Annotated in this window: 14 protein-coding genes; 8 read left to right on the top strand and 6 right to left on the bottom strand. The window is 42.4% G+C overall.

Annotation, left to right across the window (positions count from 1 at the left end):
• Positions 1-8 precede the first annotated feature (8 nt).
• Positions 9-1,055, top strand: coding sequence for a replication factor C small subunit (locus CRG89_RS04910; protein ID WP_197706730.1), 1,047 nt, complete (start codon positions 9-11; stop codon positions 1,053-1,055).
• Positions 1,056-1,069: 14 nt separating this feature from the next.
• Positions 1,070-1,636, top strand: a complete 567-nt coding sequence (locus CRG89_RS04905; protein ID WP_103287205.1) for an XTP/dITP diphosphatase — start codon at positions 1,070-1,072, stop codon at positions 1,634-1,636.
• Positions 1,637-1,674: 38 nt separating this feature from the next.
• Here CRG89_RS04905 and twy1 read toward each other — a convergent pair whose 3' ends face one another.
• Positions 1,675-2,676, bottom strand: a complete 1,002-nt coding sequence (gene twy1 / locus CRG89_RS04900) for a 4-demethylwyosine synthase TYW1 (RefSeq protein WP_103287204.1) — start codon at positions 2,674-2,676, stop codon at positions 1,675-1,677.
• Positions 2,677-2,758: 82 nt separating this feature from the next.
• A complete protein-coding gene (locus tag CRG89_RS04895) occupies positions 2,759-3,034 on the bottom strand; it encodes a hypothetical protein (RefSeq protein WP_103287203.1) in 276 nt (91 codons plus the stop codon).
• A 112-nt stretch (positions 3,035-3,146) separates the two neighbouring features.
• On the opposite strand from CRG89_RS04895, the gene CRG89_RS04890 reads away from it, so the two are divergent.
• Entirely contained in the window at positions 3,147-3,713 is a 567-nt protein-coding gene (locus CRG89_RS04890; protein WP_103287202.1) for a nitroreductase family protein, read from the top strand.
• A 565-nt stretch (positions 3,714-4,278) separates the two neighbouring features.
• Here the strand turns inward: CRG89_RS04890 and CRG89_RS04885 are convergent.
• The gene (locus CRG89_RS04885; RefSeq protein WP_103287201.1) at positions 4,279-6,219 is read right to left on the bottom strand and encodes an acetate--CoA ligase; all 1,941 of its coding nucleotides are present in this window, start codon (positions 6,217-6,219) and stop codon (positions 4,279-4,281) included.
• Positions 6,220-6,307: 88 nt separating this feature from the next.
• Here CRG89_RS04885 and cofG point away from each other — a divergent pair, with 88 nt between their 5' ends.
• Both cofG and cofH read left to right on the top strand, forming a co-directional pair.
• Positions 6,308-7,471 carry a 7,8-didemethyl-8-hydroxy-5-deazariboflavin synthase CofG gene (gene cofG / locus CRG89_RS04880; protein ID WP_103287200.1) on the top strand — a complete coding sequence of 388 codons (1,164 nt, stop codon included), beginning with the start codon at positions 6,308-6,310 and terminating at the stop codon, positions 7,469-7,471.
• A gap of 1 nt (position 7,472) precedes the next feature.
• A complete protein-coding gene (gene cofH / locus CRG89_RS04875; protein ID WP_103287199.1) occupies positions 7,473-8,726 on the top strand; it encodes a 5-amino-6-(D-ribitylamino)uracil--L-tyrosine 4-hydroxyphenyl transferase CofH in 1,254 nt (417 codons plus the stop codon).
• A 171-nt stretch (positions 8,727-8,897) separates the two neighbouring features.
• Here cofH and CRG89_RS04870 read toward each other — a convergent pair whose 3' ends face one another.
• Both CRG89_RS04870 and CRG89_RS04865 read right to left on the bottom strand, forming a co-directional pair.
• Positions 8,898-9,491 (bottom strand): hypothetical protein, encoded by a 594-nt coding sequence (locus CRG89_RS04870; RefSeq protein ID WP_103287198.1) that lies wholly within the window; start codon positions 9,489-9,491, stop codon positions 8,898-8,900.
• Positions 9,492-9,907: 416 nt separating this feature from the next.
• Positions 9,908-11,419, bottom strand: coding sequence for a B12-binding domain-containing radical SAM protein (locus CRG89_RS04865; RefSeq protein WP_158648729.1), 1,512 nt, complete (start codon positions 11,417-11,419; stop codon positions 9,908-9,910).
• A 132-nt stretch (positions 11,420-11,551) separates the two neighbouring features.
• Here CRG89_RS04865 and CRG89_RS09115 point away from each other — a divergent pair, with 132 nt between their 5' ends.
• Complete coding sequence (locus CRG89_RS09115; protein ID WP_269459692.1) at positions 11,552-11,680, top strand: hypothetical protein; 129 nt, start codon at positions 11,552-11,554, stop codon at positions 11,678-11,680.
• 126 nt (positions 11,681-11,806) lie between these two features.
• Entirely contained in the window at positions 11,807-12,109 is a 303-nt protein-coding gene (locus CRG89_RS04860; RefSeq protein ID WP_103287196.1) for a winged helix-turn-helix domain-containing protein, read from the top strand.
• A gap of 38 nt (positions 12,110-12,147) precedes the next feature.
• Here CRG89_RS04860 and CRG89_RS04855 read toward each other — a convergent pair whose 3' ends face one another.
• Positions 12,148-13,101 (bottom strand): ligand-gated ion channel, encoded by a 954-nt coding sequence (locus CRG89_RS04855; protein WP_103287195.1) that lies wholly within the window; start codon positions 13,099-13,101, stop codon positions 12,148-12,150.
• Positions 13,102-13,195: 94 nt separating this feature from the next.
• On the opposite strand from CRG89_RS04855, the gene thsB reads away from it, so the two are divergent.
• Positions 13,196-14,845 (top strand): thermosome subunit beta, encoded by a 1,650-nt coding sequence (gene thsB / locus CRG89_RS04850; RefSeq protein WP_103287194.1) that lies wholly within the window; start codon positions 13,196-13,198, stop codon positions 14,843-14,845.
• Positions 14,846-14,879: the final 34 nt, after the last annotated feature.

Below are 14,879 nucleotides of genomic sequence, written 5' to 3'. Positions count from 1 at the left end.
CCAAGTATATGAACTATAGAGTTAGCATTTTATTCATCCTTGCTCTAGAGCAGGGTATGAGCATAGAGCAGTTGATGTGGGTAGAGAAGTATAGGCCAAAGAGGCTTGATGATGTTGTTAACCAGAAAGAGATAGTTGAGGGTATAAAGAGGATAATTGCAAGCCCTGCTGGGATGCCAAATATGCTCTTTGCTGGTCCAGCAGGTGTTGGAAAGACAACAGTTGCACTATGCATTGCTAGAGAGGTGCTTGGAGAGTACTGGAGGGATTACACACTTGAGCTTAATGCATCAGATGAGAGAGGTATAAACATGGTTAGGGAGAAGGTGAAGATGTTCACTAGATATACTAGCATAGGTAGCATACCATTCAAGATAGTTATACTGGATGAGGCTGATGAGATGACCCCTGAGGCACAGACAGCGTTGAGGAGGATAATGGAGGATAGTGCAAGTACGAGCAGGTTCATCCTTATCTGCAACTACATCTCCCAGATAATAGGGCCTATACAGAGTAGATGTGTGATCTTCAGGTTCAAGAGCCTTGCTAGGGATGATGTTGTAAACCACCTTGCAAACATATGCAAACTTGAAGGAGTTAGGTATGAGGATAAGGCATTGGAGATGATATATGAGTTCACATCTGGAGATCTAAGGCATGCTATAAACATACTACAAGCAGCAGCAAGCCATGGTACTGTTAACGATGCTAGCGTTAGATCTGCTCTTGGCATATCCTATAAGGCAAGAGTTGGTGAGGTGATAAGACTTGCATTAGAAGGGAACTTCAACGATGCAAGGTTGAAGATGCTTGAACTTACCAAAGTGCACGGCTTATCTGAGAGAGACTTCATAAAGTTTGCAAGCGAGGAGATAATGAAGGGTGCTATAAAGGATGCAGGTGCAAATACAAAGGGTGCAGAACTGTTGAGGATACTTGCTGAATATGATTACAGGCTTGTTGTTGGTGCACATCCAGATATACAGTTAGCAGCACTACTTGCAGAGTTGGCAAGGATAGGCAAAGCAAGTAGTGGCGGTAGGGCAGGTAAGTAAGTAGGTATTGCGAGATGGAGAGGTTAACGTTTGTAACATCAAACCAACACAAGTTCAGGGAGGTCAAGGCTATACTTGGGGAGTATGGCATAGATGTTGAACATTCACCACTCTCTATAGTAGAGATACAATCGATGGCAATAGAGGATATAGCATCTGCAAAGGCTAAGAACGCTTATGAGATACTGCATAGAAGTGTTATTGTTGAGGATGATGCACTAGCCATAAATGCTCTGAACGGTTTCCCAGGACCATACTCATCCTATGTATTCAAGACGATAGGGAATGAAGGGATAATAAGGCTTATGCATAACATAGATGATAGAAGGGCATCGTTCATCTCAGTTATTGCATATTGCTATAGTGATGGTGTTGAGCCTGTGATATTCATAGGCAAGGTCGATGGTATGATAGCAGATGGTATAAGGGGCAAGGGTTGGGGTTACGATCCTATATTCATACCTAATTGCAGTAGCAGAACGTATGCTGAGATGGGCGATGAGAAGAACAGGGTATCACATAGGAGGCTAGCACTTGAACGATTTGCTATATGGTTAAAGGAGAGACAGTACTCCCAATAATCTCTTCATCTAGCCATTGCAACTTGAGTCCCAGACGATCAATGGATTATTGGATCTACATATCGCTTCATATTCTGGAGTACAACAACCCTTGATGGTACGCTCCAATCATAAATGGCATAATCATCCAGATGGTACTCTAGCACTCCTGTAAATGCAAGAACCTCATCCATGCTAAGCATCTCATCAGCAGATAACCTGTTTATAGAGTTACCAACATGCATATAAGATTTAACCTCTATGAAGTGTGGGTTCCCTATCCTTAAGATCTCAGCAAACTCTCTAGCAATATCAAGCCCATAGTTGTAGCCTCTGATCAGTGTTATCCTTGCTACTGTCCTTGCATTGGTTGATGCAATGAACTCTAGACTCTTAAGCCATCGTTCCCATGCATCCCTCAACCTTGGTTTGTTTATTAGGTAGTAGAGCCTCTTGTTTGGGGCGTTTGTAGATAGGTAGATCTGTGTTGGGAGTGCATCTTCTTCCTCTAGCCTATAGAGCATCTCAGGCTCTTGCCCATTTGTAACAAGGAATATGGACCTTGTATCCTTTAGGCTCTTAAGATACCTTATCAACCCTGGCAGTTTAGGGTACATCGTTGGCTCCCCTGAGAGAGATATTGCATAGTGTGTTGGTCTCATCGCCTCAATCAGCTTTGCCTTGTTTGTACCAGCATTCCCAAAGTACCCACTCATGAGCCTGAACCTCTCACGCATGAGATTATCTATTATTGCTTGAGGTTCATCTACAGCATCCCTAGGCATCTCTATATGCTCATAGAACTCCATAGGCCTCCAGCAGTATATGCATCTGTTCTCACAGAACATACCTGCTGGAGAGAACTCCATGCACCTATGCGTATCTATCCCATAGAATCTATGCTTGTAGCATGTACCCTCATCCATGAAGGACTTCTTTGTCCAGTGGCAGAGCTCTACTGTTGAATGATTGTACACTCCATACTTTGCATTCCTCAACTGCCTTGCTATACTAGGCTTTATCTGTATAAGATCTTGCACATGCTCATCTGCACAGCTCATAAATGTAGGACTATGAATAAAAATATTAACCTTTGGCAATATAACAAAAATAAGAGAGGCTCGAGTCTACCTGCTTACTGCTCTATGCCTGCCTTATCTCCTTACTACCCTTAACCATCTCCCTCATCACTATAACTATGCCAGCAACTATCAGCCCTACTGTTAGTATCCCAAGTGCAAGGTTGAATACTGGAACCATGCCTAACTCTGGCACCACCTGTCCTGTAACGGTTATGTACTGCTCCCATCTAACATTTAGTATATTGTATACCAGTAATGCTATACCACCAGCAAGTAGACCCAAGCCTACCCTGAACCATTTGCCTATGGGTAGTGCTACCATCATCCTCATACCCATCACCACCTTCTATTAGATGGTAAAGAATATTTACGTGTTTCGGAAAATATTAAGGATAAGAATACGATATTAATAATATAAACCTTATCTGCAAGCAGTGCAATGCTATGCTATGGAGTTCTCTGAACTTGTGAGGAAGCGTGGGATGGTTAGGAGTTTCAAGGATATGCAAGTTGAGCATGAGAAGTTGGTTAAGATACTTTCAAATGCTGTTAGAGCACCTAGCGCTGGCCATCTCCAACCATGGGAGTTCATTGTTGTTAAGGATGATGGTGTGAAGAGGAGCCTTGCAGAGGCAGCACTCAAGCAGATGTTTATAGCAGAAGCGCCAGTAGTTATAGTAACGTGTGTAGATACTGAGAGATCAGCATCAAGGTATGGGGATAGAGGGAGGAGGTTCTACAGCATAATAGATGGTGCATACGCATCGCTCCTAATACTGCTAACTGCAAGGGATCTGGGGCTTGGAGCATGCTTTGTTGGGGCATATAGGGATGAGGAGGTAGCAAGAATCCTTGAACTGCCAAGGCATGTCAAACCAATAGGCATAATCCCTATAGGTTATCCTGCTGAGAAGCCTCCAAGGTATGAGAGGATACCCATGGAGCAGTTAGTGCATCTCAACAGGTATGGTAACAGGGCAAGATTAGAGGATTTGGTCAAAGAAGAAAATAGATGATGATTATTTATGTTTCTGCCTACTCAGCATGTATCTCAAGGCTAATACGCTAATACCTGCTCAAACCATACCTAGTGCACCTAACATGCTCTCTGGAACAACCATGAAACAAACATCAAGACTCTTGATCAGCAAAGTTCCATCGTTGAACTCCAATAGTCTATGATCCTACAACACTAGGTACAAACATATCATCAGCCCTGTATGTATCTGTTGTACTATATGTAATGCTTACAGTCTGTGTCCTAACCTCTACTCCAGAAGGATCGAACATCGGAACTTTACATCATCTACCGTGTAATCATTTGTCTCAAATGCTGTTATTGAATAACCATGTTGATTGTAGCGTCTGGATCAGAGAGTGTTAATGTGTAGAACGATGGTTCAAAGTTGTAGGTTATACCATCACCATTTACGCTTATAGTTAGTGCATCAACATCCCATTCCTGTCATGTGTTATCAGGCAATGCCCTGCAGTATAATATGGCTCAAATAAAGTCTTCCCTGCCAACTATTATCTCCATCAGTAATAACATCCTTATCTATGTTGGAATCTTATCTAATATTAATAAGGATTATCAAGCATTGCTAGAGATGCAATATTCTCTATACTTGACACATCTCCTACTTGCATGCCTAGAGCCTTTGCCCTTACAAGCCTCCTCATAACCTTCCCACTCCTTGTCTTGGGAAGGTCATCTACAAAGTATATGCTATCAGGCCTTGCTATCTTCCCTACGGTATTCTCAACATGCCTCCTCAACTCATCCCTAAGCAGATCATGCATCTTCCTGTACGATGGCTTGAGCACAACATATGCAACTATCCTCTCACCCTTCACCTCATCTGGTAGGCCTATAACTGCTGATTCTGCAACAGCCTCATGCATTGCAAGTACAGCCTCTATATCAGTGCTAGAGAATCTATGCCCAGCAACCTTGATAACATCATCAACCCTACCATGCAGATACCATAACCCATCCTCATCTATTGAAGCATAATCGCCATGGAACCATACACCCTTGAACCTTGACCAGTAAACCTCTATGTATCTTGCAGGATCGTTGAGTATACCTCTAGTCATGGCAGGCCATGGCTTCCTTATCACAAGGTAACCCTTGCCCCCTCTAACAGGTCTACACTCATCATCAACAACATCAGCATCGAACCCTGGAACTTGCAAGCCAACAGTACATGGCTTTATTGGCATTATTGGAAGCACGCTGAGTATTGCTCCACCAACCTCAGTGCCCCCAGAGAGGTTTATCACTGGGCACCTTGCCTTCCCTATCCTCTTGAAGTACCAGAACCACTCATCCTCATGTATAACCTCGCCAGTACATGCAATGATCCTAAGCGTATCAAGCCTGTATCTAGAGATGGTCTCATCATCAAGAGCACGCATGATTGCTCTCAATGCTGTTGGTGCCATGCCAAGTATTGTAACATTGTACTCATCAACCATCCTTAGCACTCTATCTGGTAAGGGATAGTCTAGCGCTCCATCATATATGAGGGATGTGCAGTTGAGTATGAGCGAGCCATAGACACTCCATGTCTGCCCAGTTATCCATCCTATATCTGCTGGCCAGAAGAGCAGATCGCTATCCTTCATATCTACAAGGTATGCTGCCTGCTGTGCAGCAAATACCATAAAGCCACCATGTACATGAACGGTACCCTTTGGTCTTCCTGTTGTGCCTGAGGTGTAGAGGATGAAGAGCCTATCCTCAGCATCCATCTCAACACACTCTGCATGTGATGATTCATGCTTGAGTATACTGCTCATCATCACATCCTTCTTGCTCTCCTCAAACTGCATGTTAGAGTACTCATGTACTATAACCCTCTCCACAGTACTATTCATCCTTAATGCCTCATCTGCACTCTTCTTCAACTCAACCTGCTTGCCTCTCCTATAGTAGCCATCTGCAGTTATCAGCACCTTTGCCCTAGCATCGTTAAGCCTATCAGCAAGTGCTCTAGCACTGAAGCCAGAGAAGACTACAGAATGCACTGCACCAATCATTGAGCATGCAAGCATGGAGGCTATTGCCTCTGGCACCATGGGCATGTATATGCATACAACATCACCCTTCTCTACTATAGCATTCAAGGCATTTGCAATCCTACAACTCATGCTGTAGAGTTCACTGTACGTTACTATCCTCCTTGAACCCTGCTCATTCTCCCATACTATTGCTGGTTTGCTACCCTTCCCATCCTTGATGTGCTTCTCAAGGCAGTTGTATGCTATGTTACACTTCCCATCTACAAACCATCTAGCCCATTCTATACCATCTGATACATCAAGTATCTTATCTGTTGAGTACTCTCTGAACCACTCTATGTTTAGATCATTGCTTACAGCATCCCAGTACCACTCTATATCTTTGGATGCACGCTCTATCAACTCCTTATAATCTCTTATGCCATTAGCATCCATGAACCTTGCTATATTGCTACTCCTTACAGCATCATCGGATGGGGTAAATACATAACCCATACCATCTATCCACCCAATCTATCCACCATCTATCTATCTATAACTGTGTTTGGAAAAGGTTATTATTGAATGCATCGCTAGATGAACCATGCTAATAGGCAAGGGTATAAGCAGAGATGATGCCTATAGGCTTGTATGTTACTACAATAACAACGATGATGATAACGATGATGATAGCAAGCATGATACTGTTATGATGGTTAAGGCATCTATGATAAGGGATTCAGTAAAAGGGAGGATAGTAACATACTCTAGGAAGGTATTCATACCTATAACCTACCTATGCAGGGATTACTGCTCATACTGTACATACAGGAAGGAGCCCTCTAGCGTAGATGCTGATTCTATAATACTCAAACCTGAGCATATACTGGCTATAGCAGAAGAGGGTAAGAGGGTTGGATGTACAGAAGCGCTCTTGGTGGCTGGTGAGAGGCCAGAACAGCTCTACCCTGAGGCTAGATCATGGTTTAGGGCAAGAGGTTATGCAAGTACTATAGAGTATATAGCAGATATGAGCAGGCTGGTGCTTGAGAAGGTTGGGTTGCTACCTCACACAAATGCTGGTAACCTTACACTTGATGAGGTTAAGATGCTCAAGGAGTACAATGCAAGTATAGGTCTAATGCTTGAGAATGCTAGTACTAGGCTTATGGGTAAAGGGATGGCTCATGAGCATGCTCCAAGTAAGCATCCATTGCTTAGGCTCAAGACTATGGAGAACGCTGGGAAGGCAAGGGTAGCATTCACAACAGGCCTATTGCTTGGCATAGGGGAGAGTATGGATGAGGTTGTAGAATCACTCATTGCAATAAGAGAGATGCATGAGAGGTACAAGCATATACAAGAGATTATAATACAGAACTTCAACCCAAAGCCAAATACACCTATGGCAGATCATACAAAGCCATCAAGGGAGTATATGCTAAGGGTAGTTGCCCTAGCAAGGCTTATCATGCCTTATATGAATATACAGGTTCCTCCAAACCTTAACCCTGATTTTGGTGAGTTCTTGAATGCTGGGATAAATGACTGGGGAGGCATCTCCCCAGTAACTATAGACCATGTTAACCCAGAGGCACCATGGCCAAGCATAGATCATGTTAGATATGTTACTGAAGCATATGGGTTCAGGCTTAGGGCAAGGTTCCCTGTATACCCTGAGTATATAAGCGAGGAGTACCTCTCAAGCAGGGTTATGGAGATTATAAATAGGATGAGGGATGAGCATGGGTTGGTGAGGGGCTATTGATATGATGAATGCTGTAGAAAGAGCACTCCATAATATAGATCCTGTTATTGCAGGGATATTGAGCAATGCTATAGATGGCAAGGATGTAAGTGTTGATGAAGCGTATGAGTTGCTTGAGTGTAGTAGAGAGGAGGAGTTGAAGGCAATTATTATGGTTGCTGATATGCTAAGGAAGAAGAAGGTTGGTGATCATGTAAGTTATGTTGTGAATAGGAATATAAACTTCACAAATGTATGCATAAAGCGCTGTGGTTTCTGTGCATTCTCTAGGGACTTTAGGGAGGAGGAGGGCTACCTTCTACCAATGGAGGAGATAGTAAGGAGGGTTGAAGAAGCATATAGGTTTGGTGCAACTGAGGTATGCATACAGGCAGGGCTTATGCCAAGGATGGATGGTATGCTCTACATAGATATATGTAGGGCTATTAAGCGTGCTGTACCAGATATACACATACATGCATTCTCGCCTGAGGAGGTAATGTATGGTGCATTGAGGGCAGGGATGAGCATAGAGGAGTATCTGAAGGCATTGAAGGATGCAGGGCTTGGAAGCATCCCAGGTACTGCTGCTGAGATACTTGTGCAGGAGGTTAGGGATATCATCTCCCCTGGTAGGATAAAGGTTAGGGATTGGATAAGCATAATAAAGACTGCACATAGGCTAGGGATACCATCAACATCAACCATAATGTATGGTCATCTTGAGAGTTCAATCCATAAGGCATTGCATCTATCTATAATAAGAGAGATACAGAGGGAGACTGGAGGCTTTACTGAGTTTGTACCATTAAGCTTTGTGTACAGGGAGGCACCGATGTACAAGCATGGAGTTGTAAAGGGTTTGAGGCCTGGACCAAGTAGAGATGAGGTGATAAAGATGCATGCAGTATCAAGGATAATGCTCAACAACTACATACCAAACATACAGGTATCATGGGTTAAGGAAGGGTTAGAGATGTGTAGGATGCTCTTGAATGCTGGAGCAAATGATATGGGAGGCACTCTAATGAATGAGAGCATATCTACTGCAGCAGGTTCAATGAATGGGCAGATGTTAAAGCCTAGGGAGATGAGAGCGTTGATAAGGAGCATAGGAAGGATACCTGTGCAGAGAGATACTCTATACAATAGGTTAAGGATATTCCATGAAGGGGAAGATCATCCAGATCCATTGGATATGGTTGAGGATACATCCATATTCGGCTCGTATCATGAACTCATAAGGCTTGATAGATTCAGATACAAGCACCATTAGGAATTGAGAGTGAGTTGATGTAGCCATTTTAGACTCTGCTATATAACAATGCTATCACTTATTCATGTTAACGGGAGTATATTGCTGTATCTGCAATATTTGCTGCTATACACATATTTGCATTTGCTAGAAGTTCATGAAAAAAGTAATTATGGTTATAGTATCTTCGTCTTAGTGTATAATTCTACGCATTCTCCAGTAACCTAATACTGCTAGAGGTGTTGCTATCATTGCTATAATACCTATAGAAGATTCTGGTACTACAAAATGAAAATCATTAGCTAGTCTTTCTGGTAGTACACAATATCTTAAGAATTTACCGTCTTTTGTCCAGAAACAGCCAATAATCAGCCCTGTAGTAGAGAATTCAAGATCATTAGCAGGTCTATTCTTACCGTCCCTCGGTATAGATTCGAACCTACCATCGCCTATCTTACCACCATCTCTAGTCCATTCAAACTTATCAATAACTCCACCCTTCCATTGTGTATTGAATCCATTCGATCCAGGAGGACTGGGCTTACTCTCCCCTATCTTCTTTCCATCTCTTGTAAATTGTAGCGTACCATTACCAATAAAGAATAGATGTAGATCAGTGGCTTTTGACTCGCAATCTTCACCTACTTTCTTCTTATTAAATGTAAATGTAATACAAGGTGGTTCGCCATCAGGTTCAGCATTAGCACCTTGTAATCCTCCACCTACCAACAATGTACTTGCTATAACCATAATTATGGTCGTTGTAACAATTGCATCTTTCTTCATTAATCGAATGAATCATTACTGATATATAAAGCATAATCCTCTTATTTTCTTTTTTAGGATAGTATCAATTCAAATATTTAAACATAATATTACGACACAGCACTATTACAGATCTTCTTTCTTTTATGCTAGACCAGAAAGTGAATAATGGATAGTGCGTTTATAGTTAGTAGTGTAGTTGCTAACTATAGTTCTTTCTACTATCCACCCTACCTACATCATTCATCTATCGTTGCTACTATTACTGTTACTGCATCCAAGCAACTATATCTGTTCACAGTTTGTTATTGTTCTATCCTTTCTTTATTACAACCCTTCTTCGGTTACTACTGAACCTAACTCTTCGTAGCATAAATCTAGAGAATCAATAAGATGAATAGTAGAGGTAAATAATGATACTAACAATATAAAATATATCATATATTGTCGAAGTCAGGATCTTCTCCAATGATGCTCTTTGCCTTATCCCTAACATACCTCAACTGATATGCTGCACCAAACTTACCAACAAGCCCTGCTATCTGCCTTACAAGTGGTGGGAAGTGGGCAGTAGCATACCATATCCAGTTGTAGATTGCCTTTGTGCTTATCTTCCAGCAGAGGTAGTACAACTTCCAGTGCAGTTTTGTGAACTTGTCAGTTGTTAGAGAGTTCTCTGGCTTGAAGTAATCTGTCCAGAGCAATGGTACAACAACAAATGCAGAACCATCCAATCTCTTCACCAACTCTATAGTATCTTTAACATCATCATCCTGCTCCCCTGGAAGGCCCATTACAAGGGTGCATGCTGCAAATATGTAGTTCTCATTTAGTATCCTTATCCCTTCTTCAACAACCTCTGGCCACTCCTCTGGAGAGAATGGCTTTGCCTTCAAAGGCATATGCTTCTTGAACATCTCTACTGAGCCAGTCTCTATACCAGGCTGTATACCATTCCATCTACTAGCATTGAAGTTGTTTATCTCCCTTATCTTTGCTATACACTCTGGATCAGCAGCAACTGATGATAGGGTAACATGCACTGCCCCTATGTAATCAACGTTGCCTAGGGACTTCAACTCCTTGTAGAGCGTTACTATAGCATCCCTGTTTGGGTACATATCCTTGTTGTCACAACCATACAACATTATCTCATCCGAGAGTAGCCATATGCATGTATGATGCTTAAGGTTTATACTTGCCTCCTCCTTAAGCCTCTCAACAGGGAAGTCCCTCTTCATCCTCCTATTTGGGTCGCAGAAGTCACAGCCTCTCCCACACCCCCTCATCGCCTCTATAGTGCTGTTGCATGTTGGATTCCTTATGTATGGAACCTCACCTATCCTATTGGTTAGAACAGACATGAACTCCTTTGCATTACCATCCATTATATCATGGAACATCTCTACACAATGGTTATCAGCCTCGCCAAAGACTATATGATCTATACCTAACCTCTCCCTATCCTCCCTCCTGTAGAGCTGCCATGCTCCTGCTCCACCAACAACAACCTTGAACTTGTACTTGGATTTGAGCCTCATTATCCTGCTCATAAGTTCCTCAAACGTGTACCTTGTGTATGGCGTGTATGGCTTTCCTGAGATCGATGTTGTTATAGGTCCTATGCCTAGAGGGTCCATGACGTTTATGCCTACAACCTTGGTCTCTTCTCCTATAGCCTTCTCAAGATGGTCGCAGTGTGCAACTATCACATTCTCCCTCCCAAACCCATCCATAAGGCTTGACTCTATCCTCCTAAGCCCCAATGGAGCAAAGAGTGCCTCTCCACTAACCTTGTCTGCTGGTACTGCAGGACAGAAGACCCTGTAGTATAACTGCTTGGATATCTTCTCAACTGGCATGCATGCTACGAAGCCGAATAGCATGTTATCCCTGTAGTTTGATAACAGCGATCTATCTGCTGTAAGCACTATCTGCCTTCCTTTCATACTAACCATAATAGTTTATTAGAATTTAAATCTTTTTTAAGTTATGATTAAAATCTCAAGCGGATAAAGATCATTATATCTTAAACCTGATGTGAAAGATTATTATTGTAGGGAAGGATATGAATAGATTGTATGAATGTGTGCCTAGAGTGCACTGAGCATAGGATGGTATACGATAAGGTAGTTGGTAAGGAATGGTGTGAGTGCCCATGTCATACTGAGGCTGAGACAGGATGTATAACTGATCCTTGCTGTAGATGAGTCGCCTAACCAATAACAACTACTACTAACAACCACATAATCAACTTACCAATATACATCAACAGAAGTATAGTTATATTACATCTATTGTTAAAATTTCTAACACAAAATTATTTATAGTAAGTAATGGTATTAAGGTATGAGATGGTGCAACAGCATAGAAGCTCCTTCAAGATAATAGGTGATGTGCTCAATATAGCAAGGGCGTTTGGTAGGGATGGTGTTAACATAACGTACATGTTAAGGCATGCAAACATCCCATACAACAGGTTCATAAAGGTTGCAGAACAACTCGTAAGGGCTGGGCTAATAGAGGAGAGGATTGATGATAATGCTAGAAGGTATGTGATAACCGAGAAGGGTATGGAGTATCTAAGATCTTATGAGTCCTTCAAGAGTGTTGCAGAGGCGTTTGGGCTAGACCTCTAATCTAACCATCATATCATAATCCTCATCTCCTACCTTTCCTATACTATGGTTACATCCAAACCTAGGAAGAGTAACGTTGCTAATATACCAACCATTACTGGTACCAACTCTAGAGCCCTCCTGTTGATGTAGTTGGCATACTCGCCCTTCTCCTTATCCAGTGCCCTTATCACAAGAGTTGTTGTTATAAGCCCATGTAGGAATATGCTGTACGCTATTATCATTATCTTATCAGCAAAGGTAAGATAGCCTATCTGAGGCAACTGGCTTGTTAGGTTGAGGTGTGCAGCAACACCAGCAAGTAGGGTAGTAACCCCTATCCCTATCCTCTGCGCAAAGTTCTTTGGTGCTATGAAGAAAGTTAACAACGCTATGGTTGAGATGACTGCTATGGGGAGTATGCTCTTAAGTACAGTTGATAGTGTGTATCTGGCAAGGGTGAATGAGAATACAAGTCTAGAGTATGTAGCATCTGGATATCTATGCTCACCAACACCTATACTCCATGACTTCATATACCAGCCAGGGATACTCAAGCCCTCATCTACTCCACTAGCCTTATCATCTACCACAAAGATGAGATCATCTATACTCTTAACCTTATCCTCAACCTCTATGGTTAGAGTATGTTCATCAAACGGATAGTTTGTGAAATCAAGCTTCTTAATGAACGTGCCTCTAACCCTTGCCTCATAGTAGCCATCACTCTGCCTTATAATATCTATTGATACTGCTCTACCATTAGCAAACTCAAAGTTGATTGGCTTCTCGCTCTCACCACTTGCATCCCACCTGAACCATATATAAAAATCAACATTATAAGAACCAGTAGAGGTATCGAACCTATCTACATTGACAAGCCATATACCTGCCTTGACCTCTTCAGCATATGCATAACCTGTTAATGAGGGTACCAATAGAATTAGGAAGAGTATTGTTGAAGATGCTCCAATGATAGTTATCTGTAGATGTAGACCCCTATTCCTACCCATCTTCTAGGAAGAGACTTCCTAGTAATTATAAATCTTCTTTAGCAAGGATAAAATATCCCATAAGCATAGTGGATGCTGGTGATTTGAGTTGTCTATGCAGCAAGCAGGTCAGATACCAGTCCTAATACTAAAGGAGGGTACAGCGCAGACCAAGGGTAGAGAGGCACAGAGGAACAACATAACAGCAGCAAAGTTGGTAGCAGAGATTGTGAAGACCAGTTTAGGGCCAAGGGGAATGGATAAGATGCTTGTTGATACCCTAGGCGATGTTACAATAACAAATGATGGCGCTACAATACTGAAGGAGATGGATGTTCAGCATCCAGCAGCAAAGATGATGGTTGAGATATCAAAGGCTACAGATAATGAGGTTGGTGATGGTACAACATCTGTAGTTGTTCTTGCTGGAGCATTACTTGAGAAGGCTGAAGAACTGATAAACAAGGATGTTCATCCTACAATAATAGTTGATGGGTATAATATGGCACTAGAGAAGGCACTGCAGGTACTTGATGATGTTAGCATAAAGGTTGAACCTTTGGATAAGAGAACTCTAAGGAAGATAGCCCTAACAACCCTAGCATCAAAGCTTGTTGCTGAGGAGAGTGGGTACCTTGCTGATCTTGTTATAGATGCAGTACTTACAGTTGCTGAGAAGAAGGATGGCAAGTACAAGGTTGATATAGATAACATAAAGGTTGAGAAGAAGGCTGGTGAGTCTCTACATGATACACAACTGATAAGGGGTATAGTACTTGACAAGGAAGTAGTGCATGGAGGGATGCCAAAGAGGGTAGAGAAGGCAAAGATCGCTCTCATCAATGCTCCATTAGAGATAGAGAAGACAGAGTTTGATGCCAAGATAAGGATAAACAGTCCAGAGCAGATGAAGCTCTTCCTTGAGGAGGAGAATAGGATGCTGAAGAGCATGGTAGATAAGATAGTTGCTACAGGCGCAAACGTTGTGATATGCCAGAAGGGTATAGATGATATGGCTCAACACTATCTAGCAAAGGCTGGAGTACTAGCAGTAAGGAGGGTTAAGGAGTCAGATATGTACAAGTTAGCAAAGGCAACTGGTGCAAGGGTTGTTACAAACATTGAGGAGCTATCTCCATCAGATCTAGGTTATGCTGACCTTGTTGAGGAGAGGAAGGTTGAGACTGATAAATGGGTATTCATTGAAGGATGCAAGGATCCTAGAGCAGTTACTATACTGATAAGGGGAGGATCACAGAGGGTTGTTGATGAGGCTGATAGAAGCATACATGATGCAATAATGGTTGTAAAGGATGTTGTTGAGCAGCCATACATATTAACTGGAGGAGGGGCACCAGAGGCGTTTGCTGCTCAGAGGCTGAGGGAGTGGGCAAACACACTCGCTGGAAGGGAGCAGCTAGCAGTTGAGAGGTTCGCTGAAGCACTTGAGGTTATACCATTAACGCTAGCAGAGAATGCTGGCATGGACCCAATAGATACACAAGTGCAGTTGAGAGCCATGCAGGAGAAGTCAACCAAGCCAGTGTATGGTGTTAATGTACTGAAGGGCAAGGTTGAGGATCTTAGCAAGAGTAACGTATGCGAACCATTGGTAGTTAAGGAGCAGATAATAGCATCTGCAGCAGAGGCAGCAAGTATGATACTACGCATAGATGATATCATAGCAGCAAGCAAGCCAAAGGAGGAGAAGGGCGGTAAAGGGGCTGGTGGAAAGGGCGGTATGGGCGGCATGGATATGGAGTAGCATGCAAACAAGAGAGATGACCATTACTTTTATT

It is taken from the genome of Candidatus Nitrosocaldus islandicus, assembly GCF_002906215.1.
GTDB classification, from domain to species: domain Archaea; phylum Thermoproteota; class Nitrososphaeria; order Nitrososphaerales; family Nitrosocaldaceae; genus Nitrosocaldus; species Nitrosocaldus cavascurensis.
This window is presented reverse-complemented; position numbering and strand designations above follow the sequence as displayed.

Excerpts from the sequence above, each read along its gene's own strand:
- CRG89_RS04885 (WP_103287201.1), bottom strand. The coding sequence starts at position 6,219 with ATGGGTTATGTATTTACCCCATCCGATGATGCTGTAAGGAGTAGCAAT.
- twy1 (WP_103287204.1), bottom strand. The coding sequence starts at position 2,676 with ATGAGCTGTGCAGATGAGCATGTGCAAGATCTTATACAGATAAAGCCT.
- CRG89_RS04860 (WP_103287196.1), top strand. The coding sequence starts at position 11,807 with ATGGTATTAAGGTATGAGATGGTGCAACAGCATAGAAGCTCCTTCAAG.
- CRG89_RS04865 (WP_158648729.1), bottom strand. The coding sequence starts at position 11,419 with ATGAAAGGAAGGCAGATAGTGCTTACAGCAGATAGATCGCTGTTATCA.
- CRG89_RS04910 (WP_197706730.1), top strand. The coding sequence starts at position 9 with ATGAACTATAGAGTTAGCATTTTATTCATCCTTGCTCTAGAGCAGGGT.
- cofG (WP_103287200.1), top strand. The coding sequence starts at position 6,308 with ATGCTAATAGGCAAGGGTATAAGCAGAGATGATGCCTATAGGCTTGTA.
- CRG89_RS04895 (WP_103287203.1), bottom strand. The coding sequence starts at position 3,034 with ATGGGTATGAGGATGATGGTAGCACTACCCATAGGCAAATGGTTCAGG.
- cofH (WP_103287199.1), top strand. The coding sequence starts at position 7,473 with ATGATGAATGCTGTAGAAAGAGCACTCCATAATATAGATCCTGTTATT.
- thsB (WP_103287194.1), top strand. The coding sequence starts at position 13,196 with ATGCAGCAAGCAGGTCAGATACCAGTCCTAATACTAAAGGAGGGTACA.
- CRG89_RS04870 (WP_103287198.1), bottom strand. The coding sequence starts at position 9,491 with ATGAAGAAAGATGCAATTGTTACAACGACCATAATTATGGTTATAGCA.
- CRG89_RS04905 (WP_103287205.1), top strand. The coding sequence starts at position 1,070 with ATGGAGAGGTTAACGTTTGTAACATCAAACCAACACAAGTTCAGGGAG.
- CRG89_RS04890 (WP_103287202.1), top strand. The coding sequence starts at position 3,147 with ATGGAGTTCTCTGAACTTGTGAGGAAGCGTGGGATGGTTAGGAGTTTC.
- CRG89_RS09115 (WP_269459692.1), top strand. The coding sequence starts at position 11,552 with ATGAATGTGTGCCTAGAGTGCACTGAGCATAGGATGGTATACGATAAG.
- CRG89_RS04855 (WP_103287195.1), bottom strand. The coding sequence starts at position 13,101 with ATGGGTAGGAATAGGGGTCTACATCTACAGATAACTATCATTGGAGCA.